Here is an 18,350-nt window from a genome sequence, read left to right on the forward strand (position 1 = left end):
ATCAAGTCAGTCTGAACAGCAAGACTTTAAACACCAAAACAAAGCCCCTATTTCGATAGGGGCTTTGTGTTCTATATCTATCATTGCCACTTTTCAGTAGCGTGAAAAGTAGCGTGTCACTTTTATTTAAGGTCAAGTTTTTAAAAGATTAAACAATTAATTTCTTACCCTCACGAATACAATAAAACGGATTCATCAGTTTAGAAGAACGCTTCATGGCTTGATGCAAATCTGCCTCAGGCTGATCACGTCCTTCATCAGTCAATTCAAAGGTTCGATAGTGAATTGCCAATGAACATTTGGAATGTAAGTCTTTATGTGCCTGAAAAGCATCTTCAGGATTCATGTGCATATAACGCATTAAATTGCGGGGTTCATAAGCACCAATCGGCAAAAGTGCCACGCGCGGTGCGCCAATGCGGGTTTGGATTTCTTTAAAGTGTGGCGAGTAACCTGTATCGCCCGCAAAGAAGCAATGATCTTGCCCATGCAAAATAGAAAAACCGCCCCATAACGCCATGTTCTGATCACGTGCGCCACGCCCTGAACCATGTTGTGCAGGGGTGTAGACAATTTTCACTTCTTTAAATAAAGCCGATTGCCACCAGTCCATTTCAATCACATGCAAATCAGGCGGCAAATACCAAGCATTGCCCAAACCTGTATAAATAGGCATGGCAAATTGATGATTCAGCCATTTTAAGGTGGCTAAATCCATGTGGTCATAATGGTTATGGCTCAAGAAGACGGCATGAATGGTCGGTAAATCTTCCAGTGCAATCCCTGCAGGACAGGCACGTTTAGGCCCTCGCCCCTGTTTCGGACTGGCATGCTCTGCCCAGACTGGATCGGTTAAAAAGTTATACGGTCCAATTTGAATCAGCACCGTTGCATGCCCCACAAACCAAACTTGCCAATCATCCAAACTGGCGTGTGGACGTAATTGTGGCAAAGCACTTGGCGCTGTAAAAAATTGCTGTGCTTCTTGTTGCGGATTGACATTCCAACTGTTCGATTTGCGTTTTAGCAACCATTTCAATAAATCAGTTTGGCTGCGCCCCTCAGGACACGCAATCGGATTAAAAAACTGCGCTCCATCATAATGATTTGAAGGCAAAAACTGCAGCTTGGGTTTACGCCAAGTATGCGACCAACAGGCTTCCGTTGGCAGTTGAAAATGCTTTTGTTCCACGTTGTTCATGTAAGCCCAATAATATATAGCGCATCTACCATGATGCTTTTTATCCTGATCTGTTCAGAAAAAAACACAGCTTTGGTTCATGTGTTGACTCTATCACGCATAGTAGCGAAATCAAGCAGGCAATTTCCTTTATGTTTTTGTTGTTTTGAGAAAAAAGTCGTATCGACAGCGGGTTAATGATCGGAAATTTATACCTCAGATAAACGAGGCTTTAGAAAAACCTAAACACGGGTATAGCAATGCGGGCTTAGCGTTTAGCAAAATATTGTTCGCGCCATTCTTTCCAGAAATACATCACAATCCCGAACATCACCACGGCAATGCCAATAAACGCATTCATGCTGATGTGTTCATTATTTAAGGTCGCACCTAAAATTAACGCGATGATGGGAGTCATCACATTACTTAAAGATACGGTTGAGGCATTTAAACGACGAATCAGCCAGAAATAACACAGCATGGCGACAATAGACGACATGATCATGGTAAATACAAAACCAATCATGGCTTGGCTGCTTGGCATTTGAGTCGGGAAATGCGACCAAATAAAGGGAATTAATAACAATGACCCTGCCGATGATACCAATAAAGAACCTGTGGCTTGTGACATCGGCTTTAAAGGAGCATTGATTTGTTTGACCCAAAAAATTGAGCTGATATAGGACAGCATACTGATAAACATCAACACCACGCCCCATGGATTCACTTTGCTGTCGGCAGAGTCTGCAAAGACAAAGCTGAGTCCTGCAATCGCAATTGCCATCCCTGTCCACTGTAAGGCAATCAATTTTTGCGTGCGTAAAATCACATGACCAATCAAGCCTGCGATTAAAGGAGAAAAACCAAAAATCAGTGCCATTAAGCCTGAAGTTAAATAATTGGCGGCCAAGTAAATAAATAGCTGTGCACCAATTAAATTCAGACTACCCGCCAAATAGCTTTTCATTGAGGTGTGATCAAAAGGCAGTGGATCGCGCATGAGTTTAAGCACGCACAGCGCAATCACGGAAGCCCCAAAGTAGCGGATAATCAAAACCCACATTGGATGAATTTCCTGCACACTCCAGACAATCGCCAATGGCGTGGTCGCCCAGATGAGTACCAATAAGGCATAAATACTGGCGGTTACCACAACAGGAGATGTATTCGTATTCATCGCTTGCTCAACATAAAATGGACACTTTTCTTCGGCAGATAAAAAACAGACCCAAGTTGCCTCAGGTCTGTTTTTCATCAGTTCAAGCTTACTTCACCAATTTGCGAAGGTCTTGGCTCACATCTAAATATTTGTCTGCTTCAAAAGCAGCTTGTTTAGCAATCAGCTTTTTCAAGTGACGCATATCTTTGGCTGAGTTGACGGTAATTCCGCCGACAATCACGCCATCGGTCACACCAAACAATACGAATGAAGACTCACTGCGTTTGGAAGCATCCATCTCACCACGCACATGCCATTCTGCTGCTGACATATCTCCTACAAATTGGTAGTTAATGTCGAGTTGATCAGTCCAGAACCAAGCGGGATTGGCTACAGGATGTTCCACGCCCATCACATGACGCGCGAATATGCCTGCTTGCAGGTTGGCATTTTCCCAAGTTTCTACACGACGATGATTGCCACATTCACGCAGTTGTGATGCGACATCGCCCGCAGCATAAATGTCTGGGTTTGAGGTTTGACAGTTTTCATTCACATGCACGGCAAAGTCTGCATCTAAGCCTGCTTCAACTGCCAGTTGTGCGTTTGGAATAATCCCAATACCGTAAATCACCGCATCGGCACGTAGTTCTTCGCCACCTTCTAGGGTCACGACAATTTCTTCACCATCTAGCTTGCAATCTGCAATTTGCGTAGACAGACGTACATCAACTCCTGCCAATAACTGCTGTTGCAGTAAAAACTCACTCAAGATGAGTGGTGATGAACGTCCCATCACCATTGGTCCCATTTCAATGACAGTTACCTGACAGTCTTTAAAACGTGCTGAAGATGCCAACTCTAAACCAATCACACCACCACCAATTAAGATGATGCGACGACCCGCTTGCAATACAGGGACTAAGGCTTGCGAGTCTTCAAGATTACGCAACGTGTAAACGTGTTTACCTAAGGCATCAAAATTTGGCAAGCGACGTGCAGCACCGCCTGTGGCAAGTAACAACTTGTCGTAGGCAATAACCTCACCATTTTGCAATTCAACCGTATGTGCTTCGGCATTGATTTTGCTCACGCCATTGCCACGAATAGTGGTCACACCTAGTTCTGCCAATTTTTCTTCCGACAGAATCTCGATTTTGGTTTCTTCAGGACGCAAAATCACATCTTTAGACAACGGTGGACGCTCATAAGGCAAATGTATTTCATCGCCAATTAAGATGATGTTGCCTGCATATTGATTGCCGCGCAGCTCAAGAATGGCGCTCGCCCCTGCCTGACCTGCACCCACAATCACAATTGTTTCTACACTCATGGGCTTAACCTTTTAACTCGGCAGATACGATGCCAAAGCCCGCAATCCACTCACTAATATCTTCATAGCAATGCGTGGTCATTTCATACGCACCCAGTTCATCTAACGCAGCAAAAGCAGCCATCCACGAACGGACTTCCTGACCACCACGACCACCATCACGACGAATTTCAGCTTCGGTCATGGCTTCCATAGCCACAAAGTCTGCCTGTTTGAATTTTTCAAGCAAGGCAATATCCCACTCAGGGCTGAGCGGCACAGCCACAGAGGTATCACCTGCTGCAAGTTTTTGACCGACTGCAATCACTTTAGCCTGACGTGCATGACGTGCTTCAGGGCTCGGATTACGACCTGCAATTAAAAACTCTTCAACTTCAGGCGGTACTGAACCCATTTGCGGTGTTGGTGGATCGTGCGACAAACCACCTGTACCTAAAACAAGAACACGTTCATTTTCAAGATTCAACGACTTGATAAATTGACCCACAGCACGCCCCAAAGCAATGGTACGCTTGGTGGTTGGCATCGGCGCTGCAGCGCCATTAATAAATACGGGAATGGTTGGATAACGATCTAGCTGCCCCTCACACAAAAAGTGTAATGGCTGAGTCACCCCATGGTCGGCCTGCATACGATACGAATATGCAACATCTACACCTTCATCCAACACACGGCGCACCATCGCCAAGGCTTTGTCTTCAGGCACATCAATACGGTTGTTGTCTTTGCCGTAGTCCCAGTCACCCGCAGCCGTAGCACGAATACCGACACAGAAACTTGGCATCAAATCGTAAAAGAAACCGTTGAAATGGTCTGGACCAAAGGTAATGATCAGGGTTGGATCGTATGCTTTGACTTCGGCAGAAAGTTGCTCAAAGGCAGCACGAACTTTTTGTTCTTTAGATTGATCTTGCGGTGTTGCAAATTCCATTAAAGGACTGTGCGATGCACAAATGAGTTTAACGGCCATGAAAGACTCCTAAATAAGGAAGGCAGCCCAGAGAAAGGCTGCCGATTCGTCTATTGAATTTAGACTCAATTTTATTCGTCAAAAAAACCTGCACGTGGTTGACGCAAACCACGAATACCCAAACCACATTCTGCATTGATCAGAACGCCAGTCAGCGCACGGTTATTTTGACGCGATGCCAAGAGCACATACGAACCAGTCATGTCTTCTGGCTCAGGCAAGAAATTCAGCGGCATACCGCGTGCAATTTTTTCAGGATCACGTGCATCGAGTAAGCCTAGGTTTTCCTGACCTAAAGATGCTGCGCCCTTAATATTGACATTCATCGCTGAAGGCGCAACAGCATTGACACGTACTTTAGGTGCCAATTCATAAGCCAACTCTTTCATGATGCCAACACCTGCATGTTTAGATGCAGTGTAAACAGGACCACCGCCTGAAGAATACAGCGCAGAATTGGATAAGGTTAAGATGATAGAACCTTCAGATTTCACCAACTCATCCAGTGCTGCTTTTGCCCCCAAGATTAACGCCTTGGTATTGATGCCCATGATTTCATCAAAGGCTTTTTCAAGCTGCTCACCAGAAGTATTGACGATATCTGCGTAGTGATCCCAAATCCCTGCATTGCCAATAAAGCAATCCAGCTTTCCAAAACGCTCCACAGTGGCCTGCACAGCACGGACATTGTCTGCATAGTTGGCAACATCACCAGCGACTGCCACGATTTGATCACCAAAACGTTCTTTTAAGGCATCGACTTTAGATTGTGAGCGCTGTAACACGCCCACATGCGCACCTTCTTCAAGAAAGCGCTCGACCAAAGCCCAACCTAAACCAGAACCGCCACCTGTAATCAGTGCCACTTCGCCTTTTAGCCAACCCATGCTTACTCTCCTGCCATTTCTACATATAACGCGCCGTCTTCAACCACCACAGGGAAAGTTTGAATCGGGTCGGTGGCTGGCAAGCATAATGCTTGACCAGTCTTTAAACAGAAACGTGCAGAATGCAGTGGGCATTCAACTGTGCCATCATCTTCAAGATAACCTTCAGACATTGAGGCATTGCCGTGTGAACAACGGTCATTCATGGCAAAGAACTCACCACCGTTGTTGAATACTGCCAGTGCTTCAATACCGTTCACACCGCAATCCACTTTTAACGCTTCGCCTTCGTCTAATTCGTCAACTTGGCAAACAAAGATTTTATTCATTAGAAGAATACACTCAGGTTGTGTGAGTTATAGGTTACTTGGTCAAGTACAATCTTACGGTTGAAGATCTGGAAGCCTAAGCCACCTTCAACACGACGGATTTTGTCATGGCGCTTACCACAGTAAATAGTCACGTCTTTCTCTTTTTGAGTACGGTACAACAAGTAAGTTACGTGTACGTCGTATTCACCTTCGGCCTCTGTCGCTTCAACAATCACGTTGCTGACCATATGCGTGGTACGTGACGGAGGTTCTTCAGCCCATGCCATACCTGTTTCCAGACGTGCAACACGGCGCTCAAGCAAGTGTTTGTTGTCGTTGAACACCCAAGTTGTAGGTGGTTCAACTGAACGACGACGGTCACGGGTTTGCGCATTTGGTGTGGTACGCAAGGTATAAGAAATGTCTTCTGCCATGAGGTCTAACCACTCACGGAATTTCCAGTCGTCCAGCAATTTTGCTTCGCGATACAAGAATTGGCTCACTTCATGTTGAAGTTCTAAACTGATTTGACTCATTTCATTAGCTCCTTCTCGTATTCGTCAGCTGCTTTTTCAACGTCTTCCCATTTTTCATGGATCAGCAAGTCTGCCCAACGGCGGTACATACCACGTGCTGCAGTTTCAGAGAAAATGTAGTTGGTGATTCCTGGAATACCATCTTCACGTACTTTTTCGTTGCCTTTACCCATTTCGACAATGAGCTTGTTTTGACGTGCTTTATAGCCGCGCAATACTTTTTGAATTTCAATCCAGTTTTCAGAGTCATCTTGCTCTAAGAAACCTGCAGGACCGAAGGCACGTGTCGCAGAACGCTCAAATGCTTCTTTCACGTCTTGAGGTGCTTCAGCATCGGCAATACAGAATGCCCATACTTCAGTTTTGTTTGGACCACGTGGATGCCATACGCGCAGTGTTGCAGTACCGTTCAACCAAGACAGTGTTGGGAACATGGTGTTGTGACCTGCAAGACGTAAAGCACGTACTTCGCCTAAACGCTCTTTCACTTCTTCGTAAGTTTCGCGGAAGTAATTGGCAACTTCACCATCAACCCATACGTTTGCATCTGGTTTTTCTGTAAAGAAGAAACCTGAACCGTGACCACGTGAACCATACTGAATTGCATCTTTGGCAGTTTCCCAAACAGGACGAGCTGTTTGCGCTGCACCTAATTGTTTGGTGCTGTCATCATCTGGTTTTGCACCAAGTACCTGAATGGCAGAGGCGTGTGAGAACAAAGCGTGATATTGGTCAGAAGCAAACTGTTCTGCAGCAAATTTCCAGTTACAGTCAATTTCCCACTTGTGTACGCCACCAATAATTTCAGTACCACCCGGACGACGGTCAATCACGCCATCTAAGTACCAAGCGATGTCGCCCATATATTCTTCTAGGTCTGGAGTGGTTTCATCCCAGCAACCAAAGATCAAGCCTTTGTAAGACTTCACGCGGTTCACTTCCACCAAGCCCCATTGCTCTTTACAAGCACCTTGTGGATACGCACGTTCTTCTAAAGGAATATCTTTGAGTGAACCATCAATACCGTAAGACCAACCGTGATATGGGCAAGTAAATGCACGGGTATTACCACAGTCTGCAAAGCTCACACGCATAGAACGGTGACGGCACTGGTTTAAAAATGCTTTGATTGAACCGTCTTTTTGACGTGCCACAATAATTGGATCTTCACCCATGTAGGTGTTGAAGAAGTCGCCAGCTTTAGGAATTTGGCTTTCATGACACAGGAACAACCACGTACGGCCGAACACACGTTCAAGTTCTAATTCGTAGATATCTGGATCTGTATAAATAGATGGAGTGATACGTCCATTTTGTGCATCGACCAAAGCGTCGATTTCGCGCACATCAATTTTTCCACTCATGAAAAGCTCTCCTGTGACCAACAACGGCACAAAGTAAATAGACTCAACTTTTGATGGATAATGGTTTTTTAGGGACGTTTAGTGAAATATTTTTTTTGTTTCAATTAATAGTTTTTATAGATTAATCCAGCATTATATTTTGCATTTAAATCGTTGCATAATGATGAAACCCTATTTACTTCGTGAATGACACAATAATTCTCACCGAATAGTTGTTTATAGATCATTCTTTTATTAATCTATAATTAGACATATTTTGAATTAATCTTTGGAATGGTTGTATGGAATTACGTCACCTTCGCTACTTCATTACCGTTGCTGAAGAACTCAACTTCAGTAAAGCCGCACTTAAACTTTATACGGCTCAACCTTCGCTGAGTCAGCAAATTAAAGATTTAGAAGAAGATGTCGGCGTTAAGCTACTCAACCGTACCAAACGTAAAGTCGAGCTAACCGAAGAAGGTGCTGTATTTTTAGAACAGGCGCGTCTGACTTTGGCGCAAGCCGACAAAGCGGTTGCCATGGCACGTCAGGTGTCACAAGCCAAACAGAAAATGCTGCGTATTGGCTTTGTTCCTGTGGCAGAAATGAAAATTTTCCCTTTTGTACTGCCTAATTTACGGGTACAAAACCCAGAATTAAAAATTGAATTGCTAAGTTTGAACAACACTGAGCAAATGAAAATGATTAAAAAAGGTGAACTCGATATCACCTTTACCCGCCACAATATCAACAGTGATGAAATTGAGAGCCAGTTTGTACTGCGTGAACCGTTAATTTTTATTTTGCCCAAAGATCATCCGTTAGCAAAATACGAACGCATTCCTGTCAAAGCATTGAATGGTATTGATTTTATTATTCCTTCGGCAGAAGCTTCATATAATCTGCATCACCTGATTGTCGATTTTGCCAAACAGCACAACATTGAACTAAACATTGTGCAAAAAGCTGACAACATTTTATTTAATATCAACTCGATTGGTATGGGCTTGGGTTGCACCATTTTACCGGGCTATGTTGCTCCGCTAACCATGGAAAATACCGTCATCCGTCCACTTGATGTAGAACTTCCACATTTAGATTTATACGTCAGCTATGGCAAAAACAGCCATTCCGCTGCGGTACAGAAATTTATGGAACTGCTCACACGTGTGTTCTATTTGGACATCAACCGCGAACAATAATTCTAAAACCACTCGCGTTTTTCAACCTTTCAAAAGTGCTTGCTGCTTGATGTAGTAAGCACTTTTTTGTGCATCCTAAATGCTAAAACAAAGCTTTAGACTTAAGTCTAAACTTATTTTTTTAATCTTTTTCTGAACTACTGCTCATTCTTACACTCAAACATTCGCATTTTTGCAGTCTGCTTTTTCCTCGCTTCGCTACCACATTTCCTGCAAATTACAACTTAAGTCTAATAAGTTAAAATAGGCACCCCATCGCTATTTTCTAAAATTAAGCCGATGATAACAGGCAGTAACACCTTTAGATTGCACATCCAGAAAGGATCAAGAATGATAAAAACACCCTTCAGCAGAATGAAAACAGGGATTCAATATCGTCCTTATTTTTTTATCAGTTTTGTGATTACCATTGTGCTGTATGCTATTTTTCAGACCCTCACTGCATGGTCATGGTCAAGCTGTTTATTGATTAGCTGGAATATCGCGATTTCCTGCTATTTGGTTTTAACCATGCGCAGTTTGTGGCACAGCGATCATGCACATATTTTACAACGTGCCCAACAACAAGATGCCAGCAAATGGCTGATTTTATTCTTGGTATTTCTAACCTTAGTGATGTGCTTTATTGCGATCATTGTCGAGGTGAATTTATTTGCACAAAGTGAGTTTGTGCGCATGGGACATTTTATTTTATCCATTACCACTATTTTATGTGCTTGGTTTTTTATGCACACCATTTTTGCGATTCACTATGCGCATGACTATTATTTGGCACTGCAACAGCAGCAAGAAGGTGGTTTGGATTTTCCCAAGACGTCGCATCCAACCTATCCTGACTTTTTATATTTCAGCTATGTGATTGGTACATCTGCACAAACCGCCGATGTCTCGATTAGCTCACAACCCATGCGGGTACTGAACACGCTACATATTATTTTGGCTTATAGCTTTAATACCACTATTTTGGCAATTTGCATTAACTTGGTCGCGAGCTTTATTCAGCACTAAATTGGGTACATAAAACATCCATAAAAAAGGATGGCAAATTGCCATCCTTTTTTACCTCACTGCGCTTAATTTACGCCACGTGCAGTTAAGTAGTTTTTAATCACAGTGTTAAATTCTTCCGCTTTTTCAACCTGTGACCAGTGACCACATTGGCTGAAAATGTGTGCATCGGCATGTGGCACAATATTTAAAATATCCCATGTACGCGATACTGGAATCACCACATCTTGCGTACCGTGAATCAGCAATACAGGCACAGTGATGTCTTTCATTTTGTCAAAGTCGAGTGGGAACTCGAAACGGTCACGGTCACGCGCGCCCACAACATCCATTAAACGGTCTGAAGCATAGTCATTTTTTGCAGAAGCAAAACGGACTTTGACCAACTCATCTGTAATCAAGTCTTTATTTACCACGAACATTGAAAGCGTCTTTTTAATGCCTTCTTCAGTCAATACAGGATTTGCATGCGCTTTGAGGGCTGCAGTCTGTTTTGCACCGCCTGTACCCATTGAGATAATACCAAGAACACGCTCTGGGTAATCCAATGCCAACTGGAATGCCAACCAGCCACCCAACGAGTTACCCACCAACCAAGTTTTTTCAATGCCCAATGCATCTAAAGTACGTACAGCATGATCTACCCATGCACGGATGCCATATTGTGTGCCCGGTGCAACCACAGTTTGACCATAGCCGATGGTATCAATGGCGATACAACGTGCTTGCTCACCAATTTGTGGCAAGTTTAACCACCAGTTTGCAGCAGCCGATACGCCTGTACCTGAACCGTGTAAAAATAGAATAGGTGTACCTTCACCCACTTCATGATAATGCGTTAATTCGCCTTCTGCTGTTTCAATCCATTTATCTTCTAAGCCAAAGAATGGATCTGTTGTATAGTCAGGGATTTGAACAGTGCTCATATATACTCCTCGTACAGTCTTTAGCTTGCGTTTGGCTCTAGGTATAGAATTTGACGTCAAGTGGACTCATTCAACATTACTTTTACAGGCTTATATTACCTGTTCACACGGCATCAACTGATACAAATTTACGATCACAACCTACAAAAAAACGATTAAACAACTCTTTGAATTTTATAAATTTAACAAAATAAAAGTCTTAATTTATATAAGGTATTTATTCAGTAAATATTAAAAAAAGAGCGACTATAAAAAGCCGCTCTAATTTTTATCTAGCTTTAGAATTTATAAGTGTAAGTCGTGGCGATACGGTGTTCTTCTAAGTCATTCGCAAAGTTAAAATTGGTATCGATGAACATATAATTAAAGCCTAAACCTTTAAGCTTACCTTCTGGCACAACATAGTTCACAATGACGTTATTTTCGTTTTCTTTACCTTCTGGCTTGCCTGCGCCCAGATCGATATTGTCACCGCGGAAATGACGTACTGTCGCTGTTAAACCAGGAACACCCACATCAGCAAAATTATAGGTATAACCCAAACTCCAAGAACGCTCATCTTTACGAATGAAGCTCGCCACAGACCAGTTGTCTAAGTAAGGCTGCGGCACCCACCCGCCCAAGGTCGGGAACATTGGGGCTTTTGTACCGTGCTCACCAAACATTTGTTGATAACCTAACTGTACAGTGTGCATCCCATTGTTGATTTTTGCACCCGCAGACACGGCCTGGCTGTCAATATTGCCATACAGCTTGTCACCCGATTCGCTGTTGTCAAAATAGCGTACATGGGTATCCAGCTTAGTTTTTTCAGCCAAAGTCGTTTTATAGTTTGCAGCGACATAATGTTGTTGATAGATGTTGGTTACATCCGCATACCAATAACTTCCACCTACTTTAGGGGTAAATTGATGATCTACTCCCACAAGATACATGCCATCGTCTGTGCTTAATTTATTCGCTTCAGCAGCAGAAAAATTATTTTGAGGGAACAACGTAAAATCTTGGTATTGGTTATCATAACGTGCATTAATACCGTCTAAATAAGCCAAAGTTAATTTAGTATCTTTTAAATCCTTTGATTCTAACCATGCACCGCTATAAGTCGTTAACAATTGACGCGATGGGTCAAAAAACACCACAGGTGACATTGGTAATAAGTCACCTACTTTTAATTCAGTTTCAGAAAATTTAACTTTTAGAGTTGCACCAACCTTACCAAAATGATCTTTTGACTCTTTACCATCATGCGGCAAAACCCAGTCTGCATTTTTATCACGACCATTGAGTTTTACTGCGTGTTGAACCAGAAGATCAGCACCCACCTGAATTACGCCTAAATCGTGATAACCCGATTTAGCATCCAAGGTGACTGCTTGTGACCATGAACCAAAGTTCCCCGCAGGGTTGTCTTTAATTTGACGATCTAAATAAAAATTCTTAAATTTAAGTTGAACATTGCTGTCGTCAATAAAATCTGCCTGAGTTGCAGTTGTCCCTAAAGTTGCTGTCGCAGCAAAAAGTGCTATCCATAAATTGTGACGATGCATGCGTTTTTCCTATTCATCCAATAAGCGAATCTGGGCATCATGCAAAACTCTTGTCATGAAAAAAATCCGACCACAGTATTAAGCTTTTCTACAAATTCAGCACTTTCTGTATCGAGCAGCTTTTTTCCAAGTTTTTTAATTCTTTTTAACGATAAAAAATTAAGCTCAAAATCCTCACTAAATGAATTTTTATTTGAATTCACTGCTTAATTTAGGTGAAAAACGCTGTTATTTTTTGCATCATGTGAAGGATTAATCTTTTTTAACTTTAAACCCATGTGTTAGCGTTATTTTCTATAAACCTAACTTATAAGAAAAACATTTTAATTAGCACAAAATTCAGCACGTTTTACATCTTTCACAGCATAAAAAAAGCACCCCAAACGCATTTGGAGTGCTTAATTCAAGCCTGCTTTATATTAAAAACTTAGGCTTGCATTTCACGTGCTTTAGACATAGTCAATGCCAAGTCTTCAATCATATCTTCCTGACCGCCCACCGTACCGCGACGACCAAGCTCAAGTAGAATTTCACGCGCAGATACTCCATATTTTGCTTCGGCACGTTTTGCGAACAATAGGAACGATGAGTAAACACCTGCATAACCTAAAGTTGCTGCATCACGGTCTGCACGAATTTGATGCGTCATCATTGGAATGATCAAGTCTTCAGCAATATCCTGCACTTTAAACAAGTCCACACCTGTTTCCATTTGCATACGGTTTGCGACCGCTACAAACAATTCAAGTGGTGTATTACCTGCGCCTGCACCTAAACCAGCCGAAGCCAAGTCAACACGGGTTGCACCTGCGGTCACAGCCGATACAGAGTTCGCAACGCCCATGCCCAAGTTATGGTGACCATGGAAACCAATTTCGATGTCTGAGGCGAGGTTGGCACGTAAAATACCTACGCGATCAGTCACATCTTGAGGCAACATATAGCCTGCAGAATCTGTTACATAGATACAGTTTGCACCGTAAGACACCATTTTTTGTGCTTCTTCGAGCAATTTTTCAGGAGAAGCCATGTGCGCCATCATCAAGAAGCCCACAGTGTCCATACCCAGTTTACGTGCTGCAGTAATGTGCTGTTCAGAAACGTCTGCTTCAGTCGAATGTGTCGCCACACGAATGGTTGCCACGCCTACATCATGCGCCATTTTCAGATGATCAACTGTTCCAATACCTGGCAGTAATAGTGCAGAAACTTTTGCCTGTTTCAGGTTTGGAATCACTGCTTTCAGATATTCTTCATCAGTAGCGGCTGCAAAACCATAGTTCACAGAGTTACCACCTAAGCCATCACCGTGTGTGACTTCAATTAAAGGCACACCTGCATCATCCAAAGCAGTGGCAATCGCAACCATTTGCTCTGGCGTGGTTTGATGGCGCATTGGGTGCATACCATCACGTAAAGTCATATCATTAATAATAATCTTAGACATTTTGGTATTCCTTAAGCTTCAGCAGTTTTGAAAACGTGTTCTGCAAACATTTCTGCAGTACGTGCAGCCGCTGCAGTCATAATGTCTAGGTTACCTGCATATTTAGGCAAGTAATCACCCAAACCTTCAACTTCCAAGAAAATTGAAACACGGTTGCCATCAAAAACAGGGCCGTTTACAAGTTTGTAACCCGGTACATATTTTTGCACTTCTTTGATCATGGCATGCACAGATGCTGTAATCGCTGCCTGATCTGGCTCACCTTCCACCAAGCAGTGAACGGTATCACGCATCATTAATGGTGGCTCAGCTGGGTTAATGATGATGATGGCTTTACCTTGTTTTGCACCGCCAACTTCTTCAATCGCGCCTGCAGTTGTACGGGTAAATTCATCAATGTTTTTACGTGTACCCGGCCCCACAGATTTAGTTGATACCGTTGCAATAATTTCACCGTATTCCACAGGTTGAACACGAGAAACTGCAGCCACCATAGGAATTGTTGCCTGACCACCACAAGTCACCATGTTGACGTTTGGCACTTCGCCCGCTTGTAGCAACGCTTCAAGGTTCACTGGTGGTACGCAGAATGGGCCAATTGCTGCAGGCGTTAAGTCAATCATCAACACGCCAAGTTCATTCAGTTTGCGACTGTTTTCTGCATGCACATAAGCGGAAGTTGCATCAAAAGCAATTTTAATGTCATCTTCAAGTACGTGAGGAAGAAGACCATCTACACCGTCACTTGTGGTTTTTAAACCCATTTTTGCCGCACGAGCTAGACCTTCAGATGTTGGGTCAATTCCCACCATCCACACAGGCTCTAACCATTCACTGCGTTGTAATTTATAAAGCAAATCTGTACCAATATTACCTGGACCAATCATTGCACATTTAATCTTTTTCATGCATGTACTCTCTTAGAATCTCGATTTATTCCGCAGCAAACGCAGCTGTCACTGAACCAAAGCCTTCAATTTCGACTTTAAATTCTTCACCTGGCTGTGCAACAACCATAGGACCTAAAGCACCAGTTAAGATGATGTCGCCTTTTAACAATGGACGACCACGGCGCACCATTTCATCGGCTAACCACACGGCAGCGTTTAATGGATTTGCTAAACAAGCTTTACCCACGCCTTGAGAAACTACTTCTTCACCACGGGTCATCACCATTTTGCAGTTCACCAAATCCAGATTTTCTAGCTTAACTGGTTTTGAACCTAGAACGAATGCAGCAGAAGATGCGTTATCGGCCACGGTATCAATCAAACTAATTTTCCAGTTTTCAATACGGCTATCGACCACTTCAATGGCAGGCAAGGCATATTCAGTCGCGCTGATAATATCCGCATACGTGTGTTTTTCTTTGGTTAGATCTTGGTTAATCACCAATGCAATTTCTGCTTCTACTTTTGGCTGAATCAGCAAACCTGCAGGAATCGCTTCACCATCACCATAAGCCATATCGGCAAACAACATGCCAAAGTCAGGCTGATCTACACCCAGTTGTGCTTGAACCACTTTAGAGGTCAAACCAATTTTACGCCCCACCAAACGACGACCTTCTTTTAAGGCACGTTCGGTATTCACTTCTTGAACGGCATAGGCAATATCTACGTCAGCACTTTCACCACCAAGTTCTGGGCGGATTGGCGCAATCGCAGTTTGAGAGAGTTCGGCAGTACGTAATGCTTGCGCAACTGATTCAACAACAGCAGAATTCGACATCAATGTTTCCTTAAACTGCAAAAATTGGGCATATACCCCGAGATGTTGGAAAGGTAATAATAGAAAATAGGGATGATGACCCCGATCTTGTCCATTCTCAGGACAAGCTATCCAGCTCAGAGGTATGTAAACTGATTAAGAATCGGAAAAATGGCGGGTTTATGCCAATACTTATTTTCTTTTTTTCAATAGCTATTAGCTATTAATCTATTTTTATAAAAAGCAAGCAAAACAGTTGTCTGTAGGCTATGACATTATTTTCCGAGTCATTGACTCGGCAATTCGCAGCAATCTTAAAATGTCTTAATCCTAACTTTAGACTAAAAGCTAAGCCTTTTTATGACGCTCCCAAAAGTACATAAAAAAAGAGCAACCTGAAATTTTTCAAGTTACTCTAATTTCAAATTCATCTAAATTGTTTTACTGGGTTTAACTCGCCTGACGTAAACGATATTGCTGCACTAAAAAATCATGCAAACTCGGCACATCATCTGCAATGGTTAAAGGCTGATAACGCTGCAACACCTCTACACTATGCACGCCATAACTCACGCCTACACGCGGCATAGCAATATTTTGTGCCATTTCTAAATCGTAAGAAGTGTCACCCACCATAATCGCTTGCCCGACCTGCACATCGGTACTGCTCAAAATTTCCTGCAGCATTAAAGGATCAGGTTTAGATTTGGTTTCACTTGCAGCACGTGTCGCCACAAACAAATCCTGACTTTGGGTTTGCGCCAACACTCGGTCTAAACCTTTACGGCTTTTGCCTGTTGCCACTGCCAATTTCAGTCCCAAACCTGACAACTCATCGAGCATATCTGCCACACCCTCAAACCAAGCATCGGTTTTTGAGTGTTCGACATAGTGTTCTGAATAGCACTGCAAAATCGCTTGATGCAGCTCTGGCACTTCAGGAAATAAACGCTGTGCCACTTCAGGCAAACCCAAACCAATAATACTTTTAGCCGCAGCATCGGTCAGGGGTTGCTGAAATTGTTGTGCTGCGAACTGCAAACTCGCCACAATTTGACCGACGGAATTAAATAAGGTGCCATCCCAATCAAAAATGATGAGTTCTACAGGTTTGTTCATATTAGATTCCTAGATTTGATTCGGCTTTTAAATTCCCTCGCTTTACCTTAACTCAAAAGGATAAACGACCAAGAATCAGCACATATATCACAACAAATATTCGATACGCGAAGGGCGACATGGATGTCGCCGTTTCGCTGTGGCACAGAGATGTTCCATCAGCGAAACAAAAGTTTTTTGTTACTTTTCATCTTTGAAAAGTAAGGCATAGCCTATACACCAAAAATTTAAATTAAAAACTTTAAAATGTGGCAGTGAATTACCCCTGAAAACCTCATCTCCTTTTTGCGAAACAATGTTCCTCATCTTTAAAAAGAAGCAAGCTGCTATCGCACAACAGAGAGTTACAAAAATTAAAACTCAGGTGGCGCCGTCGGCTTATCCGCCTTTTGCGCTCTCAACTGCGCCACCAAACTCTGCATATCTTCAGGTAAAGGCGCTTCAATCACAGGATAGCCTGGAATTTCCAAACGCATGGCATGTAAGCACAAACGACGTGGCGCAGGACCCCGATATTCAGTTTGATGACCATATTTATCATCACCCACCAACGGATGCCCAATGCTTAAACCATGCACACGAATTTGATGGGTACGTCCTGACAACGGCGAAGCATATACCAAGCTTGCATGCATAAAACGCTCAGCCACATTCCACTGGGTTTTAGACTCTTTACCTTCTTTAGATACACGTACACGACGTTCGCCATTCGCCAATTCATAACGATGCAACGGCGCATCAATCAATTGTTGATCCAAACTCACCTGCCCTTTGACAATCGCAGCATAAGTTTTTTGGATTTTATGTTCGCGCAATAAATCTTGCAGGGTTTTTAAGGTACTGCGTTTTTTGGAAATCATCACCAAGCCTGAAGTATCACGGTCAATACGGTGAATCAATTCCAAATATTTTTTACCTGTCGCAGCACGTAAGCCTTCAATCAACCCGTAGGCAACGCCACTGCCGCCATGGACTGCAATGCCCGAAGGTTTATTCACCACCATCAAGCCTTCATCTTCATAAACCACACGGCTCAATAAACCCTGTGCCACCTTGTCTGAAATTGGAGCAGCACTGTCGTCTTTTTGTTCATAGCGAATCGGCGCCACACGAATTTGATCGCCAATATTCAGTTTGGTTTCTGCTTTAATGCGCTTTTTATTGACCCGCACCTGCCCTTCACGAATCAAACGATAGATGCGACTTTTAGGCACCCCTTTTAAACGACTAAACAAAAAATTATCGATGCGTTGACCCGCTTGATGCTCATCCACTTCAAACCAAGTGACACTTTGCCATTGTTGGGTAGAATTCATACAGTTAAGAGACCTAATAAAATACTAAAATTGATTAAAAACTGATCATTTAGGCTATGCTTTACACAAGAAACATAAGCTTAGCCCATAGGCAGATGATGCAAGGTTTGATATAGTCAGCGCACGGAAACCATCGTCAGTGGGTTCACGTTGAATCTTTTCAGGTTTTTCTGAAATAGAGCAATCAACCAACATCCCACTACATACGAGCAGGTCCCAAAAGAATTATGCCGACGCCGAAGGCTTATTATATCGGCAAAAAAGCAAACTGTTGCGTTTAATTGTACCTCAGGTACATAAATCAGTTTGCCTGAAAAAATATGTCGCCAACTCTAGTTGGTTTTTAAACG

General features: G+C 42.9%; 17 protein-coding genes. 2 read left to right on the forward strand and 15 right to left on the reverse strand.

Annotated elements, in window-relative coordinates; all coding sequences use genetic code 11:
- Window positions 1-148 precede the first annotated feature (148 nt).
- The 8 genes from FTT71_RS04205 to hcaE all read right to left on the reverse strand — a co-directional run bounded on the left by FTT71_RS04205 (window position 149) and on the right by hcaE (window position 7,740).
- Window positions 149-1,201 (reverse strand): MBL fold metallo-hydrolase, encoded by a 1,053-nt coding sequence (locus FTT71_RS04205; RefSeq protein WP_180158783.1) that lies wholly within the window; start codon window positions 1,199-1,201, stop codon window positions 149-151.
- Between the two features lie 247 nt (window positions 1,202-1,448).
- Entirely contained in the window at window positions 1,449-2,357 is a 909-nt protein-coding gene (locus FTT71_RS04210) for a DMT family transporter (RefSeq protein WP_096902690.1), read from the reverse strand.
- Between the two features lie 88 nt (window positions 2,358-2,445).
- Complete coding sequence (gene hcaD, locus FTT71_RS04215) at window positions 2,446-3,672, reverse strand: 3-phenylpropionate/cinnamic acid dioxygenase ferredoxin--NAD(+) reductase subunit (RefSeq protein ID WP_167845748.1); 1,227 nt, start codon at window positions 3,670-3,672, stop codon at window positions 2,446-2,448.
- 4 nt (window positions 3,673-3,676) lie between these two features.
- Window positions 3,677-4,642, reverse strand: coding sequence for a 3-carboxyethylcatechol 2,3-dioxygenase (locus tag FTT71_RS04220; RefSeq protein ID WP_167845747.1), 966 nt, complete (start codon window positions 4,640-4,642; stop codon window positions 3,677-3,679).
- Between the two features lie 71 nt (window positions 4,643-4,713).
- Window positions 4,714-5,529 carry a 3-phenylpropionate-dihydrodiol/cinnamic acid-dihydrodiol dehydrogenase gene (gene hcaB / locus FTT71_RS04225; protein WP_004976058.1) on the reverse strand — a complete coding sequence of 272 codons (816 nt, stop codon included), beginning with the start codon at window positions 5,527-5,529 and terminating at the stop codon, window positions 4,714-4,716.
- A gap of 2 nt (window positions 5,530-5,531) precedes the next feature.
- A complete protein-coding gene (hcaC, locus tag FTT71_RS04230; protein WP_004976057.1) occupies window positions 5,532-5,858 on the reverse strand; it encodes a 3-phenylpropionate/cinnamic acid dioxygenase ferredoxin subunit in 327 nt (108 codons plus the stop codon).
- Entirely contained in the window at window positions 5,858-6,376 is a 519-nt protein-coding gene (gene hcaF, locus FTT71_RS04235; RefSeq protein ID WP_180160722.1) for a 3-phenylpropionate/cinnamic acid dioxygenase subunit beta, read from the reverse strand. Before hcaF ends, hcaC begins: the two co-directional genes overlap by 1 nt.
- Window positions 6,373-7,740 carry a 3-phenylpropionate/cinnamic acid dioxygenase subunit alpha gene (gene hcaE / locus FTT71_RS04240; protein ID WP_167845746.1) on the reverse strand — a complete coding sequence of 456 codons (1,368 nt, stop codon included), beginning with the start codon at window positions 7,738-7,740 and terminating at the stop codon, window positions 6,373-6,375. The genes hcaF and hcaE overlap by 4 nt, the downstream gene beginning before the upstream one ends.
- 281 nt (window positions 7,741-8,021) lie before the next feature.
- On the opposite strand from hcaE, the gene hcaR reads away from it, so the two are divergent.
- Window positions 8,022-8,924, forward strand: a complete 903-nt coding sequence (gene hcaR, locus FTT71_RS04245; protein WP_004976051.1) for a DNA-binding transcriptional regulator HcaR — start codon at window positions 8,022-8,024, stop codon at window positions 8,922-8,924.
- A 330-nt stretch (window positions 8,925-9,254) separates the two neighbouring features.
- Window positions 9,255-9,932, forward strand: a complete 678-nt coding sequence (locus FTT71_RS04250) for a DUF1345 domain-containing protein (RefSeq protein ID WP_096901303.1) — start codon at window positions 9,255-9,257, stop codon at window positions 9,930-9,932.
- A gap of 65 nt (window positions 9,933-9,997) precedes the next feature.
- Here the strand turns inward: FTT71_RS04250 and FTT71_RS04255 are convergent, their stop codons facing one another.
- From FTT71_RS04255 to FTT71_RS04285, 7 genes are all read right to left on the reverse strand, one after another.
- A complete protein-coding gene (locus tag FTT71_RS04255; protein ID WP_004976044.1) occupies window positions 9,998-10,858 on the reverse strand; it encodes an alpha/beta fold hydrolase in 861 nt (286 codons plus the stop codon).
- Between the two features lie 278 nt (window positions 10,859-11,136).
- Entirely contained in the window at window positions 11,137-12,408 is a 1,272-nt protein-coding gene (locus tag FTT71_RS04260) for an OprD family outer membrane porin (protein WP_154321082.1), read from the reverse strand.
- Window positions 12,409-12,835: 427 nt separating this feature from the next.
- Window positions 12,836-13,855, reverse strand: coding sequence for a 4-hydroxy-2-oxovalerate aldolase (gene dmpG, locus FTT71_RS04265; RefSeq protein WP_096901305.1), 1,020 nt, complete (start codon window positions 13,853-13,855; stop codon window positions 12,836-12,838).
- 11 nt (window positions 13,856-13,866) lie between these two features.
- Window positions 13,867-14,763 carry an acetaldehyde dehydrogenase (acetylating) gene (locus FTT71_RS04270; RefSeq protein ID WP_096901306.1) on the reverse strand — a complete coding sequence of 299 codons (897 nt, stop codon included), beginning with the start codon at window positions 14,761-14,763 and terminating at the stop codon, window positions 13,867-13,869.
- Between the two features lie 25 nt (window positions 14,764-14,788).
- The gene (locus FTT71_RS04275; protein WP_004976036.1) at window positions 14,789-15,586 is read right to left on the reverse strand and encodes a 2-keto-4-pentenoate hydratase; all 798 of its coding nucleotides are present in this window, start codon (window positions 15,584-15,586) and stop codon (window positions 14,789-14,791) included.
- A gap of 429 nt (window positions 15,587-16,015) precedes the next feature.
- Window positions 16,016-16,684 (reverse strand): HAD-IA family hydrolase, encoded by a 669-nt coding sequence (locus FTT71_RS04280; protein WP_154321084.1) that lies wholly within the window; start codon window positions 16,682-16,684, stop codon window positions 16,016-16,018.
- Window positions 16,685-17,037: 353 nt separating this feature from the next.
- Complete coding sequence (locus FTT71_RS04285; RefSeq protein WP_154321085.1) at window positions 17,038-18,000, reverse strand: RluA family pseudouridine synthase; 963 nt, start codon at window positions 17,998-18,000, stop codon at window positions 17,038-17,040.
- Between the last annotated feature and the right edge of the window lie 350 nt (window positions 18,001-18,350).

This window comes from Acinetobacter sp. YH01004 (genome assembly GCF_013420455.1).
Lineage (GTDB): Bacteria > Pseudomonadota > Gammaproteobacteria > Pseudomonadales > Moraxellaceae > Acinetobacter > Acinetobacter towneri.

What these genes read in the sequence shown, in the direction of transcription:
- FTT71_RS04205 (WP_180158783.1), bottom strand. Translation starts at nt 1,201, where the DNA reads ATGAACAACGTGGAACAAAAGCATTTTCAACTGCCAACGGAAGCCTGT.
- FTT71_RS04210 (WP_096902690.1), bottom strand. Translation starts at nt 2,357, where the DNA reads ATGAATACGAATACATCTCCTGTTGTGGTAACCGCCAGTATTTATGCC.
- hcaD (WP_167845748.1), bottom strand. Translation starts at nt 3,672, where the DNA reads ATGAGTGTAGAAACAATTGTGATTGTGGGTGCAGGTCAGGCAGGGGCG.
- FTT71_RS04220 (WP_167845747.1), bottom strand. Translation starts at nt 4,642, where the DNA reads ATGGCCGTTAAACTCATTTGTGCATCGCACAGTCCTTTAATGGAATTT.
- hcaB (WP_004976058.1), bottom strand. Translation starts at nt 5,529, where the DNA reads ATGGGTTGGCTAAAAGGCGAAGTGGCACTGATTACAGGTGGCGGTTCT.
- hcaC (WP_004976057.1), bottom strand. Translation starts at nt 5,858, where the DNA reads ATGAATAAAATCTTTGTTTGCCAAGTTGACGAATTAGACGAAGGCGAA.
- hcaF (WP_180160722.1), bottom strand. Translation starts at nt 6,376, where the DNA reads ATGAGTCAAATCAGTTTAGAACTTCAACATGAAGTGAGCCAATTCTTG.
- hcaE (WP_167845746.1), bottom strand. Translation starts at nt 7,740, where the DNA reads ATGAGTGGAAAAATTGATGTGCGCGAAATCGACGCTTTGGTCGATGCA.
- hcaR (WP_004976051.1), top strand. Translation starts at nt 8,022, where the DNA reads ATGGAATTACGTCACCTTCGCTACTTCATTACCGTTGCTGAAGAACTC.
- FTT71_RS04250 (WP_096901303.1), top strand. Translation starts at nt 9,255, where the DNA reads ATGATAAAAACACCCTTCAGCAGAATGAAAACAGGGATTCAATATCGT.
- FTT71_RS04255 (WP_004976044.1), bottom strand. Translation starts at nt 10,858, where the DNA reads ATGAGCACTGTTCAAATCCCTGACTATACAACAGATCCATTCTTTGGC.
- FTT71_RS04260 (WP_154321082.1), bottom strand. Translation starts at nt 12,408, where the DNA reads ATGCATCGTCACAATTTATGGATAGCACTTTTTGCTGCGACAGCAACT.
- dmpG (WP_096901305.1), bottom strand. Translation starts at nt 13,855, where the DNA reads ATGTCTAAGATTATTATTAATGATATGACTTTACGTGATGGTATGCAC.
- FTT71_RS04270 (WP_096901306.1), bottom strand. Translation starts at nt 14,763, where the DNA reads ATGAAAAAGATTAAATGTGCAATGATTGGTCCAGGTAATATTGGTACA.
- FTT71_RS04275 (WP_004976036.1), bottom strand. Translation starts at nt 15,586, where the DNA reads ATGTCGAATTCTGCTGTTGTTGAATCAGTTGCGCAAGCATTACGTACT.
- FTT71_RS04280 (WP_154321084.1), bottom strand. Translation starts at nt 16,684, where the DNA reads ATGAACAAACCTGTAGAACTCATCATTTTTGATTGGGATGGCACCTTA.
- FTT71_RS04285 (WP_154321085.1), bottom strand. Translation starts at nt 18,000, where the DNA reads ATGAATTCTACCCAACAATGGCAAAGTGTCACTTGGTTTGAAGTGGAT.